22 protein-coding genes and 3 pseudogenes are annotated in these 24,234 nt (G+C 59.1%); 9 read left to right on the top strand and 16 right to left on the bottom strand.

Annotated features, from left to right (window positions below):
• The 12 genes from EN964_RS02855 to EN964_RS02795 all read right to left on the bottom strand — a co-directional run.
• A partial coding sequence (locus EN964_RS02855; protein WP_164775714.1) for a nitrogen fixation protein NifZ occupies positions 1-210 on the bottom strand: 210 nt, incomplete at its 3' end.
• 85 nt (positions 211-295) lie between these two features.
• Entirely contained in the window at positions 296-490 is a 195-nt protein-coding gene (locus EN964_RS02850) for a 4Fe-4S binding protein (RefSeq protein WP_024505232.1), read from the bottom strand.
• Positions 491-519: 29 nt separating this feature from the next.
• The gene (nifB, locus tag EN964_RS02845; RefSeq protein ID WP_063169393.1) at positions 520-2,001 is read right to left on the bottom strand and encodes a nitrogenase cofactor biosynthesis protein NifB; all 1,482 of its coding nucleotides are present in this window, start codon (positions 1,999-2,001) and stop codon (positions 520-522) included.
• Between the two features lie 273 nt (positions 2,002-2,274).
• The gene (locus EN964_RS02840; RefSeq protein WP_245467364.1) at positions 2,275-2,346 is read right to left on the bottom strand and encodes a helix-turn-helix domain-containing protein; all 72 of its coding nucleotides are present in this window, start codon (positions 2,344-2,346) and stop codon (positions 2,275-2,277) included.
• 706 nt (positions 2,347-3,052) lie between these two features.
• Positions 3,053-3,769, bottom strand: coding sequence for an alpha/beta fold hydrolase (locus EN964_RS02830; protein WP_063169392.1), 717 nt, complete (start codon positions 3,767-3,769; stop codon positions 3,053-3,055).
• 255 nt (positions 3,770-4,024) lie between these two features.
• Entirely contained in the window at positions 4,025-4,324 is a 300-nt protein-coding gene (locus tag EN964_RS02825; RefSeq protein ID WP_024505235.1) for a ferredoxin family protein, read from the bottom strand.
• 12 nt (positions 4,325-4,336) lie between these two features.
• Positions 4,337-5,641: an FAD-binding protein gene (locus EN964_RS02820; RefSeq protein WP_063169391.1), complete on the bottom strand. Its 1,305-nt coding sequence runs from the start codon at positions 5,639-5,641 to the stop codon at positions 4,337-4,339.
• Between the two features lie 10 nt (positions 5,642-5,651).
• Positions 5,652-6,761 carry an electron transfer flavoprotein subunit alpha/FixB family protein gene (locus tag EN964_RS02815; protein WP_024505237.1) on the bottom strand — a complete coding sequence of 370 codons (1,110 nt, stop codon included), beginning with the start codon at positions 6,759-6,761 and terminating at the stop codon, positions 5,652-5,654.
• A 16-nt stretch (positions 6,762-6,777) separates the two neighbouring features.
• On the bottom strand, positions 6,778-7,629 hold the full coding sequence (locus EN964_RS02810; protein ID WP_063169390.1) for an electron transfer flavoprotein subunit beta/FixA family protein: 852 nt from the start codon (positions 7,627-7,629) through the stop codon (positions 6,778-6,780).
• Positions 7,630-7,817: 188 nt separating this feature from the next.
• Positions 7,818-8,195: a nitrogenase stabilizing/protective protein NifW gene (gene nifW / locus EN964_RS02805; protein ID WP_063169389.1), complete on the bottom strand. Its 378-nt coding sequence runs from the start codon at positions 8,193-8,195 to the stop codon at positions 7,818-7,820.
• A 179-nt stretch (positions 8,196-8,374) separates the two neighbouring features.
• Positions 8,375-9,586, bottom strand: coding sequence for a cysteine desulfurase NifS (nifS, locus tag EN964_RS02800; RefSeq protein WP_063169388.1), 1,212 nt, complete (start codon positions 9,584-9,586; stop codon positions 8,375-8,377).
• Positions 9,587-9,933: 347 nt separating this feature from the next.
• Positions 9,934-10,254 carry an iron-sulfur cluster assembly accessory protein gene (locus tag EN964_RS02795; protein ID WP_029356570.1) on the bottom strand — a complete coding sequence of 107 codons (321 nt, stop codon included), beginning with the start codon at positions 10,252-10,254 and terminating at the stop codon, positions 9,934-9,936.
• A 210-nt stretch (positions 10,255-10,464) separates the two neighbouring features.
• On the opposite strand from EN964_RS02795, the gene EN964_RS02790 reads away from it, so the two are divergent.
• Both EN964_RS02790 and EN964_RS02785 read left to right on the top strand, forming a co-directional pair.
• The gene (locus tag EN964_RS02790; protein ID WP_126066777.1) at positions 10,465-10,788 is read left to right on the top strand and encodes a hypothetical protein; all 324 of its coding nucleotides are present in this window, start codon (positions 10,465-10,467) and stop codon (positions 10,786-10,788) included.
• Positions 10,789-10,839: 51 nt separating this feature from the next.
• A pseudogene (locus EN964_RS02785) lies at positions 10,840-11,871 on the top strand (hemin-degrading factor); the annotation flags it as partial.
• Positions 11,872-12,132: 261 nt separating this feature from the next.
• On the opposite strand, the gene EN964_RS02780 reads toward EN964_RS02785, so the two are convergent.
• Positions 12,133-13,365 (bottom strand): MFS transporter, encoded by a 1,233-nt coding sequence (locus EN964_RS02780; protein ID WP_063169386.1) that lies wholly within the window; start codon positions 13,363-13,365, stop codon positions 12,133-12,135.
• 1,487 nt (positions 13,366-14,852) lie between these two features.
• Between EN964_RS02780 and EN964_RS02775 the strand changes: the two genes are divergently transcribed.
• From EN964_RS02775 to EN964_RS02755, 6 genes and pseudogenes are all read left to right on the top strand, one after another.
• Positions 14,853-16,031 carry a cytochrome P450 gene (locus tag EN964_RS02775; RefSeq protein ID WP_063169385.1) on the top strand — a complete coding sequence of 393 codons (1,179 nt, stop codon included), beginning with the start codon at positions 14,853-14,855 and terminating at the stop codon, positions 16,029-16,031.
• Positions 16,022-16,183, top strand: a pseudogene (locus EN964_RS38370) (ferredoxin); the annotation flags it as partial. The gene EN964_RS02775 and the pseudogene EN964_RS38370, both read left to right, overlap by 10 nt.
• Positions 16,184-16,321: 138 nt before the next feature.
• On the top strand, positions 16,322-16,909 hold the full coding sequence (locus EN964_RS02770) for a nuclear transport factor 2 family protein (RefSeq protein ID WP_050580531.1): 588 nt from the start codon (positions 16,322-16,324) through the stop codon (positions 16,907-16,909).
• Positions 16,910-17,057: 148 nt separating this feature from the next.
• Positions 17,058-18,659, top strand: coding sequence for an SDR family oxidoreductase (locus EN964_RS02765; protein WP_063169384.1), 1,602 nt, complete (start codon positions 17,058-17,060; stop codon positions 18,657-18,659).
• Between the two features lie 138 nt (positions 18,660-18,797).
• Positions 18,798-19,850: an LLM class flavin-dependent oxidoreductase gene (locus EN964_RS02760; protein WP_063169383.1), complete on the top strand. Its 1,053-nt coding sequence runs from the start codon at positions 18,798-18,800 to the stop codon at positions 19,848-19,850.
• Complete coding sequence (locus EN964_RS02755) at positions 19,837-20,463, top strand: nitrogen fixation protein NifQ (RefSeq protein ID WP_063169382.1); 627 nt, start codon at positions 19,837-19,839, stop codon at positions 20,461-20,463. Before EN964_RS02760 ends, EN964_RS02755 begins: the two co-directional genes overlap by 14 nt.
• Here the strand turns inward: EN964_RS02755 and rpoN are convergent.
• Together rpoN and EN964_RS02745 are read right to left on the bottom strand one after the other, a co-directional pair.
• Entirely contained in the window at positions 20,460-21,893 is a 1,434-nt protein-coding gene (gene rpoN / locus EN964_RS02750) for an RNA polymerase factor sigma-54 (protein ID WP_063169381.1), read from the bottom strand. The two genes, EN964_RS02755 and rpoN, sit on opposite strands and share 4 nt — an antisense overlap.
• A gap of 68 nt (positions 21,894-21,961) precedes the next feature.
• Entirely contained in the window at positions 21,962-22,495 is a 534-nt protein-coding gene (locus EN964_RS02745; protein ID WP_063169380.1) for a peroxiredoxin, read from the bottom strand.
• A 1,173-nt stretch (positions 22,496-23,668) separates the two neighbouring features.
• On the opposite strand from EN964_RS02745, the gene EN964_RS02740 reads away from it, so the two are divergent.
• On the top strand, positions 23,669-23,941 hold the full coding sequence (locus tag EN964_RS02740; RefSeq protein WP_199489650.1) for a hypothetical protein: 273 nt from the start codon (positions 23,669-23,671) through the stop codon (positions 23,939-23,941).
• 161 nt (positions 23,942-24,102) lie between these two features.
• Here EN964_RS02740 and EN964_RS02735 read toward each other — a convergent pair.
• Positions 24,103-24,234 (bottom strand): annotated as a pseudogene (locus EN964_RS02735) (IS481 family transposase); the annotation flags it as partial.

Here is a 24,234-nt window from a genome sequence, read left to right as displayed (position 1 = left end):
CCATTCGACCGCATAGATGAAGAATTGCTGGAGAAAGGTTCCAATGTCGCGCACGTAGCCTTCGTCGCCCTTCCGCACGAGGTTTTCGCCGATCTCCTTGCCGGGATAGGTGCCGTCGTTTTTTATGTGGCGTATCGCACGGACCCGCTCACCCTGCATGAACCGTGGCGGTCTGCCGATTTCGACCTCCTGTTCGCGTCTGGACCACATGCTGTCCATTCCTTTCTCGAGGCTTTTGTTGTGGTCGCGGGTTGCAGGCGTCGTCGTGCGGCGAACCCGACCGTTTCGGTAGGAATCAAGCGGGAACGCAGGTTTTCGGTACCGGACAGACCGACACGCATTGCTGCGTATCGAAGGCCTCCTTGCATTCGGTGCACTTGTTTGGATCGATCACATAGGCGTCGCCCTTGAACTTGATCGCTTCCGAAGGACATTCGAACTCGCAGGCCCCGCATTGGGTACATTGGGATGCGATGATCTTTAAAGCCATTCTAACTCCTGGTTATCGGACGAGACGGCTCAGGCCGTCGCCGCTAGTGGTCTGATCCCAAACTCTGCCGCGTAAAGTGCGCTGACTGCGGTCTCGATGTAGTCATGGCCATAGGCGTCGGTTACGCGCAGTCCAACTCGCGAGAGTTGTTCCTTCGGGCGATTTCCGATCTTGGCGCATAGCACTATGTGTATGCCTTCGAGCGCTGCGATGACGCCCTCGAGGATGGCGTCTTCGCCCCCGCCTCCGAGGCAATACCGCTCGACCTTCCGATGCCCGACCAAGCTGATCCCTCTAGGCGAGACTTCATAAACCTGGAATTCCTTCGCGTGGCCGAAGTGTTCGTTGACCCGTCCACCTCCCTTAGTGGCCACCGCAACCAGAAGCGACTTTTCGGAGTCTGTTGCCTTGACCATACCGATGGCCTCGCTCCTCGCCGCCTCATGATCACGGCGCTCGTGTGCGACCACCTGCCGATAGGCCTGACGCTTGCCAGCATCGTAGGCGACATCGTCGGGAATACCGTCCAGCGTGAATTCCTGGCCACGATCTTCACCGAGCAGGCCGACAGCATCTGCCCGGCACTGCCGGCAGTGGCGCATCAACTTGGCGCCACCTTCAAGTCGATCCTGAAGAGCCATCATCTCCGTTGCCGTTGGGCCGCGCTGCCCGATGAGTCCGTAGTGGGTACCGTGCGCCGGGTCCGAAATCAGAGGCATCACGTTGTGCAGAAACGCGCCCCGCTCCCTGACCATTTTGTTCACCTCAAACAGGTGCTGGTCGTTCACTCCAGGAATCATCACCGAGTTGATTTTGGTGAGGATGCCGCGCGCGCTCAGCATCTCCAGGCCCAGCATCTGCCGCGCGTGCAAGATTCGAGCGGCTTCGATGCCGAAGTAGCGGCGATTTTCATAAAAGATCCATGGATAGATCTTCGCGCCGACTTCCGGGTCGACCATGTTGATGGTGATCGTCACGTGATCAACATTCATTTCGGCAAGCTCGGCGACATGGTCCGGCAGCACGAGCCCATTAGTGGAGACGCACAGCTTTATGTCGGGGATTTCCCTGATGACGCGGTCGAACGTTGCCTTCGTTTTCTCCCAATCGTAACAGGCATCCCCCGGCCCAGCGATGCCAAGAACCGAAAGCTGCGGAACTTTGTTGGCAACGGCGATGACCTTGCGTAGCGCTTGGTCGGGCGTCAACTTCTCAGACACAACACCAGGCCGGCTCTCGTTGGCGCAATCGTATTTGCGATTGCAATAGTTGCACTGGACATTGCAAGCCGGCGCGACCGCCACATGCATACGCGCGAAATAATGATGCGCTTCCTCCGAAAAGCAGGGGTGATCCTTGATCCTTTCCCAAATAGCCGGATCCTCTTCGCCCGGGCTGGTCGGCGACGAGCCGTAGGAAGACGATGCGCAGCCACCGGATTTCGCGGCTGCCAGAAGACCCTCGGATGTCGTGCTAGTCGGCCCCTCAATCGAAACTGTCGGTGAGGACATCAAACGGCTCCGTTGCTGGTAACGTCGCGGTTCAAGGTGCAAGAGCCATACCAACTGAAAAAAGCGGCTTCAGTTCACTATTCGGGTCGATATCGCATTGTGTCAGGCCGGCGCGACACAATTTTGTCCTGCTTGCGACAGTGCAAGTCCAAATCCGTTCAGAAGCACGAAGCACTCCTTGTCGCGCACAGGGCGCGCAAGACCACTGGCCTGACGATTGGCTCATCAGGCTCTTAGAAGTTCCTTCACCTCGATACTATGCCGGCGTATCGCCTAGCCGACTTGTCGCAGCTTGAGGCCGAGAATTCGAGCCGCATTAGCCTGAACCCAGCCGGCCTTCTCCATTGTGTCGATCAGCCGTCACGCTTCGTCCGCCGCGGTCCCAGCCCCCGTCCGGCCGTATCGTTAGAATCGCAAGTGGCCATCTCGTGTTCAGGCGGGCGCCGATGCGCCGAACCGGCATCGTGCTGGCCCGTGAGAGCTCGTCGATGACATTGCCACGTTCCGAAAGATTGGTTCCTTCCAGAGGAGAACGCCAAGCACGCAGTTCTCCGGCTCGCGGACGTTGCCGGGGAAATAGCATTGCGAGATCAGCTCAACTGCCGACGGCGCAAAGCCATGGTTCTCCATATTTCAAGGGTAAGCGCTGTGTCCTTCCAGGAGGACCCGCGATCTGTGGGCCTGCCGATTCTGAGGTGGATCGGAGATCGGCTTGTGTCTGAACTTGAACTTACGATTGACCCTGAGCGGCAGCCTCGGCGTTTTCGAGGGTGATCAACGGCGCTGTTGGTCGGCGGCATTGGTCGATGGACGACAAGGCACGGAGTCATCTCCGAGACCCTGGAGCCGACGCGGTGATCTCGGAGGTTGCCCGGCGCTACGGGCTGCGGCCGCGGCGGAACGCTCGCAAGCTTGCGACGTCGGCAGGACAGGCCACTCCCGCCTAGTGGTTTCGGTGGCGCCACCGGAACGACCCGTTGGGCCTACATCCTTGCACCAGAGCTCAAGGCCACGGCCTGAGAATCGGCCGCCGCTCCCCCTACTTGGTTCCTCAGCCGACAGCGCTAAGAAGGAGAGCAACTTCCGTCGGCGCGAGGATCATTGCGTCGTGGCCAGTGGCGAGTTCCTGCCACGCCCAGCCATCCTGCTTCGCGACCCATTCTCGCGCTCCCGCCATCGGCGGGTGGAGTGGATTAGTGCAGACGACATAGGTTCGGGGTCTGCCGTTGCCGAGCGGGTGCTCGAGCTTAAGTCCGCTTTCGTAGGTGCCTGCCGGATGCGGTGTTATCCGGCGCCGCACCCAGTCCGTGAGCGAGTGTCCCTCGGGAGTGCCGAATGCTGTTGGCGGCGGAGTCGGCATGAAGATACCCCGTCCTTCCTCCGCAACCAATTTTCGACGGGCGGCGACGATGTCGGGGGGCATGGTGCTGAATACACTTTGACCGCTCTCGACGATGGCGCCGTCGAGATAAACGAGATGGCTGATATGGTCGGGTATCCGGTCGGCGGCGCCGGTGATGCTGATGCCGCCTAGACTGTGACCGACAAGGATCACATCGCTCAGCTCTTCCGTTACAATGTGGTTGACGATGTCGGTCACGAATGTGTCGGGCGTGATGTCCTTGCACAGCAAACGTGCGCGTTCGCCGACACCTGTCTGGGTAGGCGTGGTCACGTGGCATCCCATCTTGCGAAGATTGGCGGCGACGTCCCGCCAACACCATCCGCCATGCCAGGCACCATGCACTAGCACATACGTCTTTATCATGGATTGTGCCGTTCCATTTGCTCACCGGCCGTTGTGGCTGCCATCCGGCACGATGGCCGGACATTGTCCAAAGGGGCTCGACCACGTTACCGGTGGTAAGTCCGGCACAGGCGCCCCGTGGCCTGAGGATACCCCTACCAAGTCGAGGAAACTTGAATTGCGAAACCCAATATTCACTAGCTCTTTGCAAGTGGATGGAGAGGCTCATGGTGTGCCGCAGTTGCTCGCTGCCGGCATGCTCTTGGCACCGGCTGATCATCCGAACTTGAACAGGACACCAAAGCCGCCGCGCGGATAGTTCCACTCGATGTCGCCGCCTTTCTCGCACAATATCCGGCAGGTGCCGCATTCCATGCAGCCGTCGGCGGTGATCTCGACTTGACCCTTGTCATTCAACTCATAGCATTTCGCCGGACAGACGTAGGTCAACGCAAGCAAGTTCGCGCTTGGCTTGTCGTGCGGTCGCACTATGATATGGGGGCGGCCGGAATCGACCAGATAGCGGTTCTGGTAAAGTTTGTCCTCGACACGAACCTTCGTCACTGCGATCGTCATCTTGTACCCTCTTCAGCGCCATGCCAATGCCAGGCGGACCGCGTCGCTGACCAACCCCCAGCGCGAGCGCGCGTTGATGAAGGCGGCCGTGGTGTTCTTTTCCTTCTCGATCTTCGGCGTGCCGTCGACACGCATGAAGGTCTGAGCGGCATGCGACATCAACCGCGGATAGCTGTCAAAAAAGTTGCTGGAATTGGTGTGGAGTAAGGCTGGCATGTCCTTGTATTTCTTAAGATCCTTGATCACAAAGGAGTCATCCAGCATCGTCTTGTAGAGCGCAAGGTTCGCTTTGGTCATAGGACCGTTGCGGCTTTTGACTTTGATGATCGCCTCAGCCGCGACACGACCCGAGGTCATGGCAAGGTTCGAACCCTCACGGTGAATGGCATTGTTCAGTTGCGCTGCGTCGCCGACGATGACCCAACCGTCGCCGAATAGCTGCGGAATGGCCCTGTAACCACCTTCGGGGATAAGATGGGCGGCATATTCTTTCACCTCCGAGCCAGCGATCAGCGGCCGGATCGAAGGATGGTTTTTCATCGCATCCAGGAGGGCGGACGGGCTCTCCATCGTCGCGGCGAAATCCGAGACCAGGCAGCCGATGCCGAGTGAAATCGACTCCTTATTGGTGTAAAGGAAGCCGAGCCCGGCCATGCTGCGAGAGATCGTGCCCACGGCCTCGATTACGCAGCCTTCATCGCCCTTCACCCCGAACCGCTGGCCAATGACCTCTTCGGGCAAGAAATGCATTTCCTTGACGGCAATCGCCACGGTCTCCGGCTTCGGCATCTCGCGCAGGCCTGCGCGAGTGCCAAGCAATCCCGACACCCCTTCTGCGAGAACGACCACATTCGCGAAGACCACTCCGCCAGCCCGGTCTGTGCGGACGCCGATCACCTTGCCATTGCCATCACGGACGAGTTCCGTCGCGGTCGTCTCACACAGGACCGTCGCGCCAGCCTCGCGCACCTTGCGGGAAAACCATTTGTCGAACTGGGCGCGGATGATCGTGTAGCGGTTGGGTTTCGCCTCATTGAAGTCGTCCGACCGGTAATGAATTCCGGTGTGAGACGTGTCGTCCATCACCCAAAGTCGCTGTTCGACCAGGTGCCGCTCGAGGGGCGCATCATCCCGGAAGTCCGGGATGATCTTCTCCAGCATGTTCGCGTACATTATGGCACCCTGGACGTTCTTAGAGCCCGGATATTCCCCGCGCTCCAACTGCAGTACCTTCAGCCCCTGGCTTGCCAAAGTGTAAGCAGCTGCGTTTCCAGACATGCCGGCTCCGACCACAATGGCATCGAATTGTTCAATCATGTCCTCTCCCTCAACTCGCAAGCTTGTCTCGACTGTGCGGCGACAGCCGCCGGGTGAAGGCTTCCGTCAGTGCGGGCAGGAAGCGGATTGCATCCGTGACGATCCCGAGGTGGGCGAACTCGAAAATCGGCGCGTTCGGATCGGTGTTGATCGCGACGATGAGATCGGCCCCCTCGACCCCAACTCGGTGCTGGATGGCGCCGGAAATTCCGGCCGCGATGTAAAGCTTCGGTCGAATGGTCTTGCCAGTTTGTCCAATCTGTCGATCAGCCGGCATCCAGCCCTTCTGGACCAAGGGGCGCGAACAGCCATGCTCGGCGCCGATCGCTCGGGCAAGATTCTTCACAAGCTGAAGGTTCTCCGCCGCTCCGAGACCGAGGCCTCCCGCAACCACGACATCCGCATAGGCAAGATTTGCCATTGCCGACTGGTTATCCGGTAGGAAGCCGAGGACTTTGGTGACGATATCGTCCTCAACGAGCGACAGCTTGTGCCGCATGACACGCCCGACCGGCTTATCCACCCGTTGCGGCATAGGCATGACCCTTGGTCGCACCGTCGCCATTTGCGGCCGGTAATTTAGTGTATAGATCGTACACAACAATGAGCCACCAAAAGTCGGACGGGTCGCGGCGAGTGAACCGTCGGAATCTACATCAAGTTCGGTGCAGTCGGCCGTGAGCCCCGTCTGCAGGGTCGTCGCTACCGAGCCTGCAAGATCCCTGCCCAGTGTGGTCGCGCCGAGAAGGAGGATTTCGGGTTTATGGGTATTGACCAGATCCGTGAGCGCCTTGGCGAACGGCTCGTTCCGGTAGTCGGCGAGCGGCGGCGCATCGACGATGTAGACAAGATCCGCCCCGTAAGCGAAGGCCTCGGCAACAGCGTCCTCGACCATCTCGCCCGGCGGTCCCAGCACGACGCCCGCGAGCTGGACTTCAAGCTTGTCGGCTAATTTGCGGCCTTCGCCCAGCAGTTCGAATGATACAGGATGCACATTGCCGCGTTCGAGCTCGAGGAAGACCCACACGTGCCGGTAGTCTTTGAAACGGTCGGGAAGTTCTTTCTTTACACCGGCACGGCCGGGGGCAATGCGAGGGGTAGTTTGGCTTGCGGTCGACATTTTCTGCTCCTGGCCGTCACGTGCCGCTGTTGAAGGCCAGCTCATGTTCCAGCGCCGGCCGGCGGGTTAAGATATCGGCGATGAGTTCATCGGCTATGTCCTGCAAGCCCCTTTCCGCGGTGTCGATCTGCGCCGCCCTTTCTGCCCGTGCGGTGGGGGCGAAAACACGCTTGACGACTGTAGGCGAGCCACGCAGACCGCACCGGGTGAGATCGTCAATGCCGGCGTCGGCTGCAGTCCACTTCACGACTTGGCTGCGCGCCGCGCACAGAGCCTGCTGGAGCGAGCCCCGGCGGATTTCGTTGGTGTCTTCCAGCATGGTAATGAGGCAAGGGAGTCTGCTCTTCAGCAACTGGGTGCCGCCTTCGGCGCGACGAGCGACTTCGATCTCTCGCGTATCGAGATCGATGGAGGCAATCTTCGCGACATAGGTAAGTTGCGATAAATCTAGGCGCTTGGCTATGCCCGGTCCGACCTGGGCGGTATCGCCGTCAATCGTCTGCTTGCCGGTGAAGACGATGTCCGGCCTGCCGAAAGTCTCCCCAATTTTTGCGATTGCTTGCGAAAGAGCAAAGGAAGTCGCCAGCGTATCGGATCCGGCAAAATAGCGGTCCGTCAAGAGAACTGCTCGGTCAGCACCGTAACCGAGCGCCTTTCGCAGCGAGTCCTCCGCCATGGGCGGACCCATTGTGAGCACAGTAACCTCGCCACCATGAACGTCGCGCAGTTTGAGCGCTTCTTCGAGGGCGAACAGGTCGTAAGGATTGATGATGGTCGGAACACCCTGACGCATGATCGTGTTCGTCACCGGGTGCACGCGGATCTGTGCCGAATCCGGCACCTGCTTGATGCAGACTACGATATGCATTGGCGGTTTCTCTAAGCTCCCAGTCCGGATTCGTGCTTGGCGGTTCACCTCATTGCCTGCATCGTTCATGCCAAGTCGTCTTCCTGCCTCTATTCCAGAAGGTGGCTTCGTTTGCTTCCGAGGAGGCGTCATGAGGACTGGATTTGTCGACTTCTCGACATTGTCGCGTCGCAGCCGTGTCGGGCTCATTACTTTCCGAACCGCTTCAGTGCAGAGTCGAGCGGGACGAAGGCGCGGCCAGGTGCGGGACATATGTTTGGATCGTGGTCCCTTAGCACCTTGAACACACGTTGCGTGAGCGGCGAGGAAGTCGCGAAATCTTCGTAGGCGCGTTCCAGCTTGGCGCGCACCCGCGCGGCGATTACCTGGTTAGGCAGACCGGAGAAATCTTCTTCGGCAAGGTATTGGCCCACGCGCTTCATGATATGGAGCCGCGAGACATTCATCACTTTCGGGTCGTAGGAGACGTCAAGGCAGGCGAAGAAGTCCTCCGCGGCCGACAGGCCCTTCAGTCGCGCTAGGATATCGGTGCGATCGATCGGGCGGCTATCAGCGGAGCAGTTCATTGTATTCTCCCGGCGCGAAATTGTGGTGTCGATGCATTGGTGACATTGCTGACGGCGTGCCGACCTCTGGCACGGCGGCTGGGCAAGAGACTTGGCGATCTCAAGCTTTTCTGAAGTGGTGAAGGCGACCCCGAGTTTAACTGCTCTCCTTGCGCAGGGTCGTCACGTTGAGGAAGACCTCACGGCTCGTCGGCTATTGTGCCGCTCGGACCCGGGCCGGAATGAAGCTGTTCTGCACCTCGCCCGCACAGTCCAGCACTGGGAACGGCCCGTAGCTTCTCGGTGATCGCAGGCAGGACCTCAAGCACGCGGTCTACGTCATCTTCGCCGTTGTCACGCGACAAGGAGAAGCGGACTGCCCCACATGCCGCGTTCATAGCGATCAGAACATGGCTCGGTTCCAGTGAGCCAGAGGCACAGGCGGACCCGGCGGAACAGGCGATTCCCAGCCGGCTCAGGACAATTGGAATTGCATCGCCTTCGATACCTTCGAATCCAATGTTTGCAGTGTTTGGCAATCGCTCTTGCGGATCGCCGTTGATGGATGTGTTTGGGATGCGCTGGATGATCCCGTTCTCAAGGCGGTCGCGCAACCATTTTATTCGTTTTGTCTCGTCCATGAATTTCAAGGCGAGTTCGGCCGCCATGCCCAGTCCGACTATGCCGGGTGTGTTTTCAGTGCCTGCACGCCGGTCGCGCTCTTGGTGCCCACCCTTGATCATGGAGGAGAAGCGCACGCCACGTCTTACATAAAGCGCGCCTATCCCCTTTGGACCATGCAGCTTGTGGGCGGAGAGCGACAGCATGTCGATCGCGGTCGATTTCAGCTCAATCGGAAGCCTTCCGACCGCCTGCACTGCATCAGTGTGGAAAAGCGCGCCGACTTCCCTGGCTAGATCGGCAAGCTTAACCACGGGAAAGATCGTACCGGTCTCATTGTTCGCCCACATTATCGAGACGATTGCCACTTGTGGGGTGAGGGCGGTTCTGTAGGCGTCCAGGTCGAGCCGGCCGTAGTGATCGACTGGGATAATGTGCACCTTGACGCCGCGCGTCTTCTCAAGGTGCGCGCACAACTTCAGAACGGCCGGATGTTCAACCGCGGAAGTCACTATTTCCGTTCGGTCGGGCATCACCTCCAGCGCCGAAAGGATGGCTGTACTGTCGCTTTCAGTCCCGCCCGAGGTGAAGATGATCTCGTCCTCGAATCCCGCGCCGATGAGGGCTTGCAACTGTTGCCTCGCCTTTCTCACGGCTTCAGCAACCGATGCGCCATAGGCGTGCATGGACGAATGATTGCCAAATTGCTCCGTAAAGAAAGGCAACATCGCTCCAACGACTGCAGGATCAACCCGCGTCGTTGCGTTGTTGTCGAGATAGACAGGGTTCATGGGAGTGATCCTTCAACTGCTGAAATGATTCAAGGGTAGTCGGGCCATTGAACCTCTGGCGCATATCGTATCTGGTAAGGTGGGCGGCCGGGGGAGCGATGGCTTGGCTGACCGGTCGCTGTCGACATTGCCCTTTGGTGGCGGCATCCGCCGGGAATTCAGCTGTTTCGGGCAATTTTGTTTGCTTGCCCACGGCAACGATCGATGATCGCGATTTGGTGCATCACCGAACGCAATTGTTCCGGGCCGACAGTGCGTGTCGGCCGGTTCCAGAGCGCCGGCGGTTACCGGTTCGACGCAGTATTCCTTGGCGTCGCTATAGTCGAACATAGCCTGTTCCCTCGCAATCATTTGCAGGACTTGCCGCAGCCGCACGTCTCACGCGCATTGGGGTTATCGAAAACAAAGCCGGATGTTTCGAGCCCAGTGACGAAGTCCACGGTCATGCCGGCGGCATGGGGTTGGGAGCCTCTATCCATGAACACCTTGAGCCCATCTCGCTCGATGATCGCATCGCCCTCACGTGAGACGCTCTCCAGGCCCATTGAGTATTGGAAGCCGGCGCAGCCGCCGGCATGGACCATGATGCGAAATCCTTCCGCCGGCTCGCTGGCGCGGTAAAGAGCGGCCTTGATGGCGGCAACAGCGTTGTCGGTGAGCGTAATCATGGCTCGATTTCTCCTCGGTCCGGCGTTTTCGTGGATCATCTCGCATGGACCGTGCCAAAGGGAAGACGTGTCAAAAACCGTAGGACATCCCGACGTCTCTTATGCTCGATTGCTGGGGAGACGTCCGACAACCGACACTTACTGTCGGGTTTGTCGCGTCCGCGTCACAGGAAGGGCGCCTGAGTTCGCGATGCACTCACGCGTAAAGCAATGAACAGAGCCAAAGATGTTCAGAGCTTGCCGCGGAGCAACTGGCACGATTTTTGTGAAGCCTTCGTTGCGGCGGCAAAATTGCCGGCCGATTCACCTTTGGGTTGCCCTCGCAATCGAAGAACGAAGGAAAGCAATATGATCCATCAGACCCGCCTTGGTGGGAAAGCAGCACCGCCGGTGGTACCCGAATGCTCGATCGGCCGATTGGCGCCGACCACCCAACAATCGCTCGCTACCGGCGATTGGCCGCTGACCGCCCGGAGACAGGATTCGACTGGCATGTGCCTGACGATCGATCGCGTCCGCCGTGCACATCCCTGAGGCCCGTTTTTCGATCGATCGTCAAAAGAAGAACGGGGCAGGGGTAAAAACATGGATCAGCGCAAGAAGCGGTCGCCCAACGAAATCCGGCGTGCGTGGGAAGTCTGTCCGAACATTCCCGCGCGTGATTTCGCCGCCCAATTGGCCATTTCGGAAGCGGAACTGGTCGCGGCCCATTGCGGTTTCGGCGCGGCACGCATCGACCCGCGCGTCAATCACCTTCTGACGGGCCTCGAATTCGTGGGCGAAGTGACGGCGCTGACCCGCAATCAAGGTGCCGTGCACGAAAAGATTGGCGTCTTCAACAGAGTGATAACCGGCAACAATCACGCCATGGTCCTTGGTGACGAATTCGACCTTCGCGTCTTCCCGCAGGCTTGGAGGTATGGTTTCGCTGTTGAAAGGCGCCATCGCGGCGGAATCCAGCGCAGTTTGCAATTCTTCGACGCCGCCGGCGCAGCAGTGCATAAGGTGCATCTCAGGCCGGTCTCCAACCTTCATGCCTATCGAAAGCTGGTGGCCGAGCTCGTATCCGCCAACCAGGAGCCGACCATGTCGCTTAAGGCGAGAGTAGCCGACCTGGGCGCGAGGACTGCGGACTGGGCCGGCACGGTGGACGACCTACGCGAGTACTGGAGCCGGCTGACTGACGTCAACCTTCTAAAGACGCTCAAGCTCAGCCGCTGCCAGGCTTTGCGCATGGTCGGCCAGGATTACGCTTGGCTGCTCGACAATGCCGCAGTTGGCGCCGTGCTCCAGCGTGCGGCCGAAGACGAATTGCCGATCATGTGCTTCGTCGGCAACCGAGGTTCTATCCAGACCCATTCCGGCTTAATCAAGTCGGTCAAGCAGATCGGGCCGTGCATCCATGTGCTGGACGAAACGTTCCGGCTGCATCTCAGGACCCACCAAATCCGTGAGGTTTGGGCCGTGCGCAAGCCGACCAATGACAGTCACGTCACCTCGCTCGAAGCATATGGGTCCGACGGCAAGATCATCATCCAGTTGTTCGGTGCGCGCAAGGAAGGCGAACGCGAGCGCGACGACTGGCGGGTTCTGGCGGAAAACCTGCCTCGTTTCCCCGACAGCTACATGAGAAAAGACCGATCGTCGTCGGTGGGACGCCGGCGCCCATCTGCCTCCGCAGCCAGTAGCCGGGCATTGAAGCCGAGACCGGGGACACGATGACGCAATAAGCGCGCTGTATTATCGCAACGCGATGAGCAGGAAGCAATTTGGCGCTGCCCCATCGACCGCATGGTTACGACGAAGCCGCGGCCTTTGGGCCGAGCTCAGAGGTGACAATAGCGTGAACGCCGCCGACCGTCACTCCCCACCAGGCGGTCAGGTTTTGCGGTTCGGGCCGAGCAAAAATACTGTCAAGACAGCGAGGAACGTGGCAACCGCGCTGTAGACAAAGACACTGGCAATACCCGTGTGATCCACCAATAGGCCACCGCAAGTTGTGCCGGCTGCGATGGCCACTTGGAAGGTTATGACCATCAGTACACCAGCGCTCTCGGCCTGTTTCGGAGCGGCGCGTAGCACCATCCATGTCTGCAATCCGACCGGGACCGCGCCAAAAGCAAAGCCCCATACGGCAACTGCAATTGCCGAGGTCAAGGCCGATGCTCTCATGGTCAGGAGCGAGACAGCGGCTACGGCAATGAGCAGGGGCGGCAGGGCCGCGACCGCCTTGAGACTGTGTTTGGTGAGGAATGCGCCGGCTAAATTGCCGAAGACGCCGGCCGTGCCAAAAGCAAGGAACACGAGCGGGATTGACTTCTTGTCGAGCGCAGGAACGCTCTCGAGAAAGGCGCGGATGTAGGCGAAGCTGGCAAAATGGCCGGAAGCGACCAATAGCACGACTAGCACCGCAACCTTCATCGCCGGATTCTTCGCGACATCCAGCGGACTGCGGAATCTGCGCACTTCGATCGGAGGCAGTGGCGGAATGGTTACGAGTTGCACGAGCAGCGCAACGGCACTCACGATTGCGGCGACCTTGAACGAGGCTCGCCATCCCCAAATGTCACCGACATAAGCGCCGATTGGAGCCGCGCAGACGGAGGCGACAGAAACGCCGGTGAGGATGACCGACATGGCGCGCGGCATGAGGTGACTTGGAACCAGCCGCATCGCCAACGCTGCCGAAATTGACCAAAAACCACCAAGCGATATGCCAAGGACGACGCGTGCCGCCAGCAAAACCGGCAGCGACCCCGCAACCTCCGCCAGAACGTTCGACAGGATCAGCAGGAGCGTCATCGCCCAGATGACGACCCTGCGGTCCAGACGCTTTGTCACGATGGCGATTATCGGTGCCGAGATCGCCGCGACGATTGCGGCCGCTGTTAGCGCCTGTCCAGCCGTGCCCGTGGTGATACGGAGATCATGCGCGAGCGGTGTCAGAACGCTGGCGGGCAGAAACTCTGCCGTCACAAGCCCGAAGGTGCCGAAGGAAAGCGAAATGATGGCACCCCATGCAGGGCCAGAACGTTGATAGGGACTTTCTGGGTCAAGCCGATCTCGGTCGAACAAAGCCGCGTCCACTAAATCTGTCGCCGATTCGGTCATGAATGAGTTCTCCGGCTAGGAGCTGTTGCAGCAGGGGTGGCTACATCGCCGGGGATCAAAGCCGCGAGACCTTCCGGCGGCGGCCAGTCGGCATCAGTCGAGGCCTCGGAGCCCGACGCATCCGAGGCCTCATCGGAGGGCCGACGGACCCAACCGTCGACAATGCGGGAGAGTTCTCGGCGCGGTCGCATCGATCGCATTCGTCGAAGTGCGGTCTGTTCACTGCGAACCAAGCAAGCCGAACGCGGTGTCCTCGATCGAGGCCTTGATGGGGGGATGATCGACGATCTCTATATTGCTTTGAAGCAGGAAGTTCCGTCGCCATATGTGGTTATCCTGGCAGCCAGAATTGAGCGGTTGTCGCAAGCACCAAGGCGGTCGCAATGAGTGCAACGAGGCGGAAGTCTGATCGATGGCTGCGGTTCGATGGCCGCGCGATCGACAAAATTGAGGTGATGAGTTATCCCTTTTGAAGCCGTTGCTCCCAATTCTGGGATAAGGTAATTGCAGGCGGTCCCAGCAACGTCGGGCGGCCTTTTTGGTGATCGAATTCATGGGACGACACTCTCGGTCCGTGACGCATCTGCGAATGACTCCGCAAGTTCCGTGCCATCAACGACAAATCTGGCTCTGCTGAGCGGGTGGTGGAGGCACGAGCGTGGGCTATCCCAAGAGCTTGCCGCAAGGTTGTTCGAAGTTGAGGTGCCGGATAGACCGCAAATATGTCGGGCGGCCTGGGGTTGGCCAACACGAAGATGCGCAAGTTCAAAAGGACGAGCTGAACCCTTGCCGATATCCATCCGAGGCTGATCTGGAGAAGGTCAAGAACTGCGTCTTGAAGGCTTCCGCCGCACCGGCAAATGCTAAGCCAAGGTGCTGGGCAAGATGGACAGGGCCATCCAACCCGTCGACTGGACGCTCATTAATGGCGTCGGTGTGGCTCTGTAGCTGGCGAGAAAAACGCCCTGCTGAAAGACAAAAGCTCGTGTGGCCGGCTCTGAAGGACGGCCAATGAGGCATGCGAGGAGAGGCTATAGTCCATTCGTGTAGACTGATCTTGTCCTACGGAGGCGGCTAACCACCCCGCCAGACATCATCGAGGGGAGCGCCACTAGGCTCACCCCAAGTGTTGGTCGTTTCCACCTGGTGACCTCGGCCAAGTCACCAAGCCGCTTAGCGCAAGCTTTCGAACTGGATGCTCCCCGGGCACATGATCGGCTAGCGATCCCACCAGTTGAGTTGCTCCAAGTCGCTGTCTAGCATTCTACATTCTGTGTCCGACGCTGGACAAGAATGTTGCAATCCCGACCAGCAAGTCAGCGCAGGCGCCACCTGTTGCCCAGCAAACGGCAAGGATTATCGAAAGACGAATTCGGCACGGAGCTTGCACCGACGATTGCATGCAAATGCCGACAGCATCTCATGAACGGTCTCTCGATTCTGGCGCGGTTAAATCGCGGCCGGTTCCAGATCATGTCCCGCCCGAAATGGTGAGGGACTTCAACCTGTTTACGTCGCCCGGCATGTTGCCGACGGCTAACGGGGATCCGCATGCAGCGGTTGCTTGCGTTCATGCCGGGCCTCCGATCTTTTATTCAACCAGCAACACGCGCGACGGTCGGGGTACCTGGGTCATCACTCGCGCGAGCGACCAGCGCCGGGTGCTGCAGGACACCGAAACGTTTTCCAGCCATCGCAGCATCTTCGCCTCTGTGCTCGGCGAGAGCTGGCCGATGATCCCGCTTGAGCTCGATCCGCCATTCCACGGTGTTTTTCGCTCACTGCTCAATCCGCTGCTTTCGCCAAAGCGGGTAATGGCATTGGAGCCGGCTGTCCGGGAACGAGCGATCAAGCTGATCGACAGGATCGCCGCATCAGGCACGAGCTGCGACATCATGAAGGATTTTGCAGTTCCGTTCGCGGTCAATATCTTCCTTCGCTTTATTGGGCTTTCGGACAACGGACTAGAAACATTTGTCGGCTGGGCTAGAGATCTGCTCCACGGCGATAAGGAGCAACGACCACCCGCAGCCCGGACGATCGTGGCCTTCATCGACGAACTTGCCACCGAGCGCCGCAAGGAGCCGGTCGATGATTTCATGACCTTCATCGTGAAGGCAAAGGTCGAGGGTCGTCTGCTCAGTGACGAAGAAGTCCGTGGCATCGGCGTGCTTGTGTTCGTCGCGGGACTCGACACGGTCTCAGCAGCCATATGCTTCGACTTGGCCCATCTCGCGCGCAACCCCAAAGATCAGGAATTGCTACGAAGCGAACCTGACCGGATTGCCGTCGCTGCGGAAGAATTGCTGCGCGCCTATTCGACCATTCAGATGATCCGAGTGGCAACGAAGGATGTCGACTTCAAAGGCGCGCCGATCCGCAAGGGAGATTATGTTTCCTGTGCCACGATGATTGCCAATCGTGACCCGGCGGAATTCGAATGCCCGAATGAGATCGATCTGGCGCGCGAGGACAACCGGCACGCTGCCTTTGGCTATGGTCCCCATCGTTGTCTTGGCTCACACCTTGCCCGGCGGGAGATTGTCATTGGCCTGGAGGAGTGGCTGGCGCGCATCCCAGCCTTTCGGATCAAGACAGGGACTGAACCTATCACCTTCGGCGGCCATGTGTTCGGGATCGAGAATCTGATCCTGGAATGGTCCTGAAGTTTCAGCCAACGACATTGGAGTTCGCTATGCGTGTCGTCGTACATAAAGCCAGATGCCAGGGTCATGCGCGCTGCTGGGCGCGGGCGCCGAGAGTCTTCAAGCTTGATGACGCCGGCTACATCTTGCCCGGTGATATTGATGTTGCCGATGGGGAGCAACTGCTTGCCTCAAAAGGGGTACGAGCCTGCCCCGAACAAGCTCTGGAAGTTGACGAGCCCCCCGCTAACTCAGTTGTAGAGAGAGACACACGCAAAGTGCAGACTGGCATCGGGAAGGACAAAACAATCATACAATTCGCGACAGACCCTGTCGACCACGCGAAAATTACCGAACTGCGTGACCGAGAGGCGATCCGCAACTGCCTGTATCGGTACTGCCGCGGGATAGACCGCGCCGATGAGGCGGCGCTGCGTAGCGCATACTGGCCCGAAGCGTATGACAGGCACGGTCCCTATTGCGGACCGGCAGAGGACTTCATCCAATTTGCTCTCGGTCTGCCGGGGCACCGTAACATCCATCAAATCACGAACAGCCTGATCGACTTCATCAGTTCAGCAGAGGCCGCGGTCGAGAGCTATTTCACCGCGCTGCAACGCGGACCGGATACAGACCAAGAAATACGTCAGACGCTGCTTTGCGGCCGTTACTGCGATCTGTTTCAGAAGAGGCAGGACGAGTGGCGAATTGCGGAACGGACAGTCGTCTACGATTGGGTTGAGGAGCAAATCCCGCCAGCGATTCTTGAGGCAGATAGGTTCGGCCGGCGACAGCCGATTGGAGCACCACATCCAGACGATCCCATCTACCAGTTGCTCAAGGGTCACATCCCCACCGACCAAGATGGCGTCGAGGGTCCCCAACTGGGAGCTGCATAAGTGGGTAGGAATGGAGGATGAGCGCCCTACGGGAACGACATCTGTGTGGGGCCGCGACTGGCGGTCACTGCAACGATTTGGCTCGGCCCTTCATTCCGCCCAAGGTTGATGGGCTGAGATCACAAGCGGTCATCGTGGAGAAGCTCTCGTGAAACTGGCAGCACGCACCGTAATCATCACAGGCGCTGCGGGCGGGATCGGCCGTGCCCTGGTCGATATCCTTGCCGCGGACGGAGACACTGTAGTTGCGGTGGACCTTCCGGGCAGTGGTGTGGTTGAACTGGCTCGGGATCTCGGGTCGCCGCACGTCGGTCTGGAGTGCGATGTGTCGCGAGAGAAGGACATGCTCTCACTTTTCGGCCAGGTCGAAGCACGGTTCGCGCAAATCGATGTCCTCATCAACAATGCGGCGGTTGGACCCACGATGGATAGGATCATCGACACCGCTGTCGATACCTTCCGACGCGGCGTGACAGTGAACCTTATTGGGCCATTCGTTATGGCCCGGGAAGCGGCGCGGCGCATGAAGCCGGGCGGTGCGATCGTCAATGTGGCTTCGATGGCGGGCGTGGTCGGCAATCCCAGGCGCAACGCCTACGCAGCCTCGAAAGCTGGCGTGATCTCGTTGACAAAGTCCCTTGCATGCGAGTGGGCTATGCGAGGAATCCGCGTCACGGCGGTGGCGCCGGGCTCCGTCCGCACCCCAATGGTCACAGAACTGGCACGCGCTGGCAAAATGGACCTCGCGGCGATACGCCGCCGCGTGCCGATGGGGCGCTTGGCTCGCCCCGACGAGATCGCCAGGGTCGTGCGTTTTCTGAGCAGCACGCAGGCGCGCTACATCACCGGCTCGGTGCTGGCAGTCGACGGAGGCTGGATGTCATTCAACCAGCCGGGGGATGCTCACCCGCCGGTGGATGGTGCGCTCCAAGCCGAGCTCTCCTGTCCGGCCGAATGCACAGATGCGCGAATCGTGCTCGTCACCGGTGGCGCAAAAAGCATTGGCGCGGCCGTCGCTCGCCGCTTTGCCGCGAACGGCGACACCGTCGTGATTGCTGATAAAGATGGCACTGCAGCGGCAGAGCTGGCTACATCGCTCCCCGGCAAGCATCTGGCGAAATCGCTGGACGTGGCCGTCGAGAGCGATGTGGTGTCGATGTTCGAAGAACTGAGGGGACGCTTCGGGTATATCGATGTTCTGGTCAATAGTGCTGATACCGCCGACAGGATTGTGCCTGCGATCGAGCAACTGTCGAAACAGCTCGAACACGTCCTGGATGTCAACCTTACCGGCGCCTTCACCTGCGCGCGCGAAGCGATCAAGGCTATGCGCCCGGGCGGCGTGATCCTCAATCTCGGGTCGATCGACAGCTTTCTGCCGTTCGCGCCGCGCCATGCCTACGGCGCCTCCAAGGCGGGGATGGATATGCTGACCCGTTGCATGGCGGCCGAACTCGGGCCGGTCGGAATTCGGACAGCCACCGTCGCTCCTGGCCACATCCGCACGCCCGCACTTGCTCAGTTGGCCAAAGCCGGCCGCATCGACCTGACAGCAATCGGACGACGCATCCCCATGGGCAGGATGGGACGGCCAGAAGACGTCGCAGATGCATCGTTCTTCCTTGCTTCGTCTGACGCCTCATACATCAACGGCTCGATCCTCTACGTGGACGGCGGCTGGACCTCGTTCGGTGATGCGGGAAACGCCAGCGAGCTCTATGACGAATGTTTTGCGGAGGCCGCAGGTTAATTGCCAGGCCTTCGCAGGGCGACCGGCCGAGCATTATGAAGCCTCGGCTCCACGACGCACCTGAGGTGCTTGAGATCCAAGCATGCGCATGCCGAGCACATTCCCGGTCGGCTGACGTGTCTATAACGAGGAGAAATCATGGAATTTGCCACTTTCATTCTGGCCGCCCAGCGTGGCTATCACCAATCCTCAGAAAGCGTCATCCGCAACTCCATCGAACAGGCCGTCGCTTCGGAGCAGGCTGGGTTCAACACCGCGTGGTTTGCTGAGCACCACTTCAACAATTACAGCCTCATACCATCCCCGCTGATGATGGTGGCGCACTGCGGCGGCTTGACAAGCACGATTCGCCTGGGCACTGCCGTCTGCGTGCTGCCGCTTTACCAACCGCAGCGCCTGCTGTCCGAGATCGGCTTCGCCGACATCGTTGCGAACGGCCGTCTCGAGCTCGGCGTAGGCTTGGGATACCAGCAGTTCGAGTTCGAACGGTTCGGCGTGGACATCGATGAGGCGCCGGCCGTCTTTTCGGAATACCTGGACATCATTCTCAAGGGCCTCAACCAAAACGTCTTCGAACACGACGGCCAGTATGAGAAGATCCCCCCAACAGCGATTTCGGTCCGCACAGTCCAGCAGCCGACGCCGCCTATCTGGATCGCTGGCGGAGCCGCACGGATGGCTCGGGCCTACCGCGAGGGGCACAATTTTTTTGTCACAGCCTTCCACGACGGCTTAGAGACTTTGACCACACTGCGTGAATCAGTCGAGAGGGCGGCGGCATCCGAGGAAAAGAACGTCACCGACGTCAAGATATCGCTGCTGCGCTGCTGCTATGCCAGCCACGACGAGTTGGAGATCAACAGCTATCTCGACAATGCCCGCTTCCAGCGCCGGCTTTCTGAAGCCCTGCATCAGCGTCGCCAACAGAGCCACGATGGCTACCTGCTGCAGGAGACACCGACCCAGCAGGATCTGTCCTTCGAGACCATGCGCAAAAATTTGCCGATTGGCAGCGTAAATCGCGTGATTGATCGCCTGCTGGAAGAGATCGATATCTTGAAACCGGACCAGATCGCAGTTCAGACTCAATTGGGCGACTTCGACCAAAAGACGATGCTGCGCCAGATCGAGCTCTGGGGCGACAAGATCATCCCTGCGGTCAACAAGGCGCTTTGTCATGCCGGAAGCTGAAGCCGGCCGTTACGATGATGGCTGCCTATCCAGCGCGCAATGGCGTGGGTCCGAGCTAGGGAGGAGCTTCGATCAGCATGTGCTGCCCTGCGTACATTCACGTTCGCTTGAGGAGGTCCAGGCGGGCGAGGTGTTGGCGACGGAGGGGACAGGCCTTTCGTCTGTCGAATTGCGTGATGTCTTGGCCGCAACTTTCCCGTCTACCTCCAGCAGCGTATTCGCTTTGGAGGAGTTGAGCGAGCCCGAGCCGGAACTGGAAGAGGAACTGCTACGCCGGCTGCTGCTAGCGCATGCTGCGCCGGCCGACCCGGCGAGCGCCCGCTTGGCCAAGATCATCGCCCGGCGTGCGATGCGCATGGACCATCTTTGGCGGGATCTTGGCCTCTCAAATCGCGCTGAGCTCAGCCGCCTGCTTGCCAGACATTTTCCCGCGCTGGCGGCAGGCAACACAGAAAACATGAAATGGAAAAAGTACTTTTACCGCAAGCTGTGTGAGGCCGAAGGCTTTTCGTCATGCACAGCACCCAGTTGCGGGGAATGCCATGACTTCGAAAGCTGCTTCGGCCCGGAGGAAGTTGAGAGTCGCCTCTCGCCGACCACGAATGTCGGTTAGTCACTTCGCTTGATCGCAGCTGCGGACAAACGCTTATCGCGGCGCCGTCGTATGGAGGAAGGGATGTTCATCGCCTCGCGATATTTGGTGACGGTACGGCGAGCGACATCGATGCCGGTCTCCTTGAGTTGAGCAACGATGTCTTCGTCGGAATGTACCTTGTCGAGCGATTCTTCGGCTATGATTGCCTTGATCCGATGGCAGACAGCTTTGGCGGAGTGCGCATCGCCGCCCTCGCAGGATGCGATTGGCGCAGCGAAAAAATACTTCAGCTCGAACACCCCGCGCGGAGTCAACATGTACCTGTTCGAAGTCACCCGGCTTACCGTCGACTCGTGCATGCCGATCTCGTCAGCGACATTTTTGAGACAGAGAGGCCGCAGATGGGCGGCGCCGTGTGTAAAAAAGGCATCCTGCTGGCGCACGATTTCGGTCGCAACCTTAAGGATCGTCTTAGCGCGCTGCTTGAGACTGCTGATCAGCCAGTTCCCTTTTTCCTGGCAATTGTCGAGAAACGCTTTGCCTTCCGGATTTTGCTTGGTCAGCTGCGAGATTTCGGCGACATAGGTGTGGTTGATCAACACTTTGGGCAGCGTGGCCGGATCAAGCTCCACCCGCCATCCACCTTCGGACTTGGGCATTACCCAGACGTCCGGTACGATGGTTTCCGGCGTCCCGGACTGGAACCGGTCTCCAGGCTTGGGATCGAGCGCGCGGATTTCGTTCCTCATGTCGAGGAGATCCTCCTCGTCGACTCCGCAACGCTGCTTCAATCCCTGAAAATCCCCCCGTGCAAGCATCTCGAGATTGGCGACCAAAGCTGCCATAGCCGGGTCGAACCGGTCTTGCTGGCGCAGCTGAATCTCCAGGCATTCGCTGAGAGTTCGCGCAAAAATGCCCGGCGGATCAAATTGCTGCAAGATTCCGATGACCCGTTCCACATCAGCTTGCCGAACGTTTAACGTCCTGGCCAGATCGAAAAGGTTTACCTGAAGATAGCCAGTGTCCTCCAGATGAGCGGCGAGCTGTCCGGCAATCAGCCGCTCCTGGGGGGTGAACGGGTTGAGGGCGACCTGGCGGGCGACATGGTCGTGCAATGTTTCGGTGTGGGCGGTAAACTCCTCGACGGCAGGTCGATCGTTGCCGCTACTGCGTTGCGACTTCCATTGCCCGCGCCCGCCAGACGGCCCGCCAATGGGCGATTCGCCGATTTCGCTTCTGCTTTGACTGCTCCGCTGATCCACCCCTGGCAGCGGCGAATCGTCGTCAAACGGGTCAGGCTTCAAAACGGGGTTCTTCTCGAGTGCCTGCTGCACGAGCTGATGGAGTTCAGTATGCGTCAATCGCAGCAAGCGAATAGCTTCAATGGCTTGAGGCGATAAGACCATACGTTGCTTCTGGCGTTGAAGCAGGCTTGCTGAGAGATGCATGTTGAACCGTGATCTGCCGAGGAGGCTCTAGTGTGTGCTTGGGTTGTGTGAGACTTTCCACTTCTGGGTCATGCCGCCGCCTTCAATTTGTCGAGAACGTTTTGCGGGGATGAAACGCCATAGGGGTCCGTCTCGCAGTTGTCACAGAAGCCTTCCTCCTCGAACCACTGCTCCACCACGCCATCGTCGATCAGAGCGGCGTATCGCCAGGAGCGCATGCCAAAGCCCAGATTGTCCTTCGCGACCAGCATGCCCATTTTGCGCGTGAACTCGCCCGACCCGTCTGGGATCAGCTCGATCTTCTGCAGCCCCAAGGACTTTCCCCACGCATTCATGACGAAAGCATCGTTGACCGAGACGCAGTAGATCGCGTCAATTCGCAGTTCCAGAAATTGATCATAGAGTTTTTCGAAATCGGGCAGTTGGAAGGTCGAGCAGGTCGGGGTGAAGGCGCCAGGCAGCGAGAACAGGATGATGCGCTTGCCCCCGAAATAATCGTCGGAGGTCTTGTTCTCCCACTGATAAGGATTTGGCCCCCCGATCGACTCATCGCGAACACGCGTGCGAAAGGTCACGAGAGGAACGTTCTTTCTATAGGTCATTGATTTGCTTCCAGGCCAAAGTGGTACGGTGCATTTTTCGGTTAAACTGAAGCGGCATCGACTTCGGTCGACAGTTCCGGCAGCCTCGCGCCTTGGCGTGGTTGCCTCGGACCGGTCTTGTGCAAGACCGCCCCCGAGCAGGCACGTTTAACGGCGACGAGCTTCCGCGGAGACGGGGAATTTTGCTCGCGTGCTTTATCGAGCTTTGAGAGGTAGGCATGGTCTGCAACCGTGATTTTGACTGCGTTCTATCGACCGAGTCGCAAGCGCCATGCCAATTGACCCGATGCCTTGGGTTCACTTCGGTTTTTGCAGCAACTTTCGTGTTGTGCAGTAATGCCGGTCGATATTATTGCTCAAGCAGCACTGGAAATTGGGTGCGACTCCGTTCGGCAAACCCGGCCTTTGTCCGAAGCCGGACACGAATGTCGGAAATAGCCAAACGCCAGGATCTGGGGCGGGTTAAGAAACGTTGCCGTGGGCACCGGCTTCAGCACAATTGCGCCACGCGAGCATGGCTCCCAGCGTCAATGCCGTGCAGCAGCGAGACGAAGTCACTGCAGAATATCAACCTCTGCGAAGTCGTTGAAACCCAGCATGTGCGAGCCGTTCGAGGCGCAGATCAAGGCATGCTCGAGGAAGAGCTCGTGCTCTCGGCAGCAAGTGTTGCGACGTCTGACAAGGATCGTCGCGCTTCAAGGAAAAGAACCTGAATGGTGCACGGCTTGTGAAGGCCGGCGCATGGAAATGGCTGGGCTGATCATCCTCCATGAGGGTTGAATGAAGAGCTGGCCCCTATCTCCCTCAGCTGCAACGGGGGGAGATAGGGCATGTCCGTCTATCGCGCTGGGTAACATTCCTCGGTGATGCAATAAGGGGGAGCAATTTCTCATTTCGGCAGACACGACCCAGCTCTCCTTTCATGCGCTGATTCCCCCAGGGGAAATCGCGACTCCAGGCTTCCTATGCAGCGAATCGCGGTGCTGTCCGATGTCCGACAATGTCGGATGCGGATCGTAGCTGGGCTAGATCCGTCACTTTGCCTCGATGGTTTCCCACTGGCCTTATATCTGCTTCGCCCAAATGCGGCGACATAACCTGTGCGGCATCTGTGAATGGATCGACTTCAATCGAGACCTCGGAGGTCCCGATGCGCGAAGGGAGCTTGCCGATATGACGGCCACCATAGCGAACCACGGTCCGGACGACGAGGGGACTTGGATCGGCGGGCCTGCGGCGCTGGGACACCACCGCCTGGCAATCATCGATATCCAGGGCGGCCGCCAGCCGAGGATGCTCCAGGGGGATGGCCGACCTGACTTGGTGCTCGTCTACACGGGTGAGACTTACAACTACCGCGAGCTGCGTCAACAGCTGGCCGGCCTAGTCCATCGCATGAACACGAGCAGTGACACCGAGGTGGTGCTGCACCGCCCCCGCGAGTAGGGCTCTTCGGCGGGTACACTTTTTTCACGAAATCCGTGAATGTTTCTCGCGACATCATCCCGCAATCGGTGGTGCAGCGGGTGAAGAGCCCGTATCCGGCTATCCAGAATGCCGCCTACGACAAAATACTACGTACGCGGTTCACTGTGATGCTGGACGACCTAGTTGTGGAGCTTCAACAGGTTGTCCTCGATCAGGGCGAGGCGACTGATAGGCGTTTTTGACTTTAGGCTGCCATGTGGACGATGCCAATTGTATCTGTGCAGCCAGACAGGCAGTTCGGCGGCACGATG

The sequence above is a fragment of the Mesorhizobium sp. M7A.F.Ca.CA.001.10.2.1 genome (assembly GCF_003998575.1).
GTDB lineage: Bacteria > Pseudomonadota > Alphaproteobacteria > Rhizobiales > Rhizobiaceae > Mesorhizobium.
Note: the sequence above shows the minus strand (reverse complement) of the source record. Positions and strands in the feature narration are given on the sequence as shown.

Excerpts from the sequence above, each read along its gene's own strand:
- nifS (WP_063169388.1), bottom strand. The coding sequence starts at position 9,586 with ATGAACCCTGTCTATCTCGACAACAACGCAACGACGCGGGTTGATCCT.
- EN964_RS02815 (WP_024505237.1), bottom strand. The coding sequence starts at position 6,761 with ATGTCGACCGCAAGCCAAACTACCCCTCGCATTGCCCCCGGCCGTGCC.
- nifB (WP_063169393.1), bottom strand. The coding sequence starts at position 2,001 with ATGTCCTCACCGACAGTTTCGATTGAGGGGCCGACTAGCACGACATCC.
- EN964_RS02780 (WP_063169386.1), bottom strand. The coding sequence starts at position 13,365 with ATGACCGAATCGGCGACAGATTTAGTGGACGCGGCTTTGTTCGACCGA.
- EN964_RS02810 (WP_063169390.1), bottom strand. The coding sequence starts at position 7,629 with ATGCATATCGTAGTCTGCATCAAGCAGGTGCCGGATTCGGCACAGATC.
- EN964_RS02795 (WP_029356570.1), bottom strand. The coding sequence starts at position 10,254 with ATGATTACGCTCACCGACAACGCTGTTGCCGCCATCAAGGCCGCTCTT.
- EN964_RS02775 (WP_063169385.1), top strand. The coding sequence starts at position 14,853 with ATGGTGAGGGACTTCAACCTGTTTACGTCGCCCGGCATGTTGCCGACG.
- EN964_RS02760 (WP_063169383.1), top strand. The coding sequence starts at position 18,798 with ATGGAATTTGCCACTTTCATTCTGGCCGCCCAGCGTGGCTATCACCAA.
- rpoN (WP_063169381.1), bottom strand. The coding sequence starts at position 21,893 with ATGCATCTCTCAGCAAGCCTGCTTCAACGCCAGAAGCAACGTATGGTC.
- EN964_RS02825 (WP_024505235.1), bottom strand. The coding sequence starts at position 4,324 with ATGACGATCGCAGTGACGAAGGTTCGTGTCGAGGACAAACTTTACCAG.
- EN964_RS02850 (WP_024505232.1), bottom strand. The coding sequence starts at position 490 with ATGGCTTTAAAGATCATCGCATCCCAATGTACCCAATGCGGGGCCTGC.
- EN964_RS02820 (WP_063169391.1), bottom strand. The coding sequence starts at position 5,641 with ATGATTGAACAATTCGATGCCATTGTGGTCGGAGCCGGCATGTCTGGA.
- EN964_RS02745 (WP_063169380.1), bottom strand. The coding sequence starts at position 22,495 with ATGACCTATAGAAAGAACGTTCCTCTCGTGACCTTTCGCACGCGTGTT.
- nifW (WP_063169389.1), bottom strand. The coding sequence starts at position 8,195 with ATGAACTGCTCCGCTGATAGCCGCCCGATCGATCGCACCGATATCCTA.
- EN964_RS02755 (WP_063169382.1), top strand. The coding sequence starts at position 19,837 with ATGCCGGAAGCTGAAGCCGGCCGTTACGATGATGGCTGCCTATCCAGC.
- EN964_RS02830 (WP_063169392.1), bottom strand. The coding sequence starts at position 3,769 with ATGATAAAGACGTATGTGCTAGTGCATGGTGCCTGGCATGGCGGATGG.
- EN964_RS02740 (WP_199489650.1), top strand. The coding sequence starts at position 23,669 with ATGACGGCCACCATAGCGAACCACGGTCCGGACGACGAGGGGACTTGG.
- EN964_RS02790 (WP_126066777.1), top strand. The coding sequence starts at position 10,465 with ATGAACAGAGCCAAAGATGTTCAGAGCTTGCCGCGGAGCAACTGGCAC.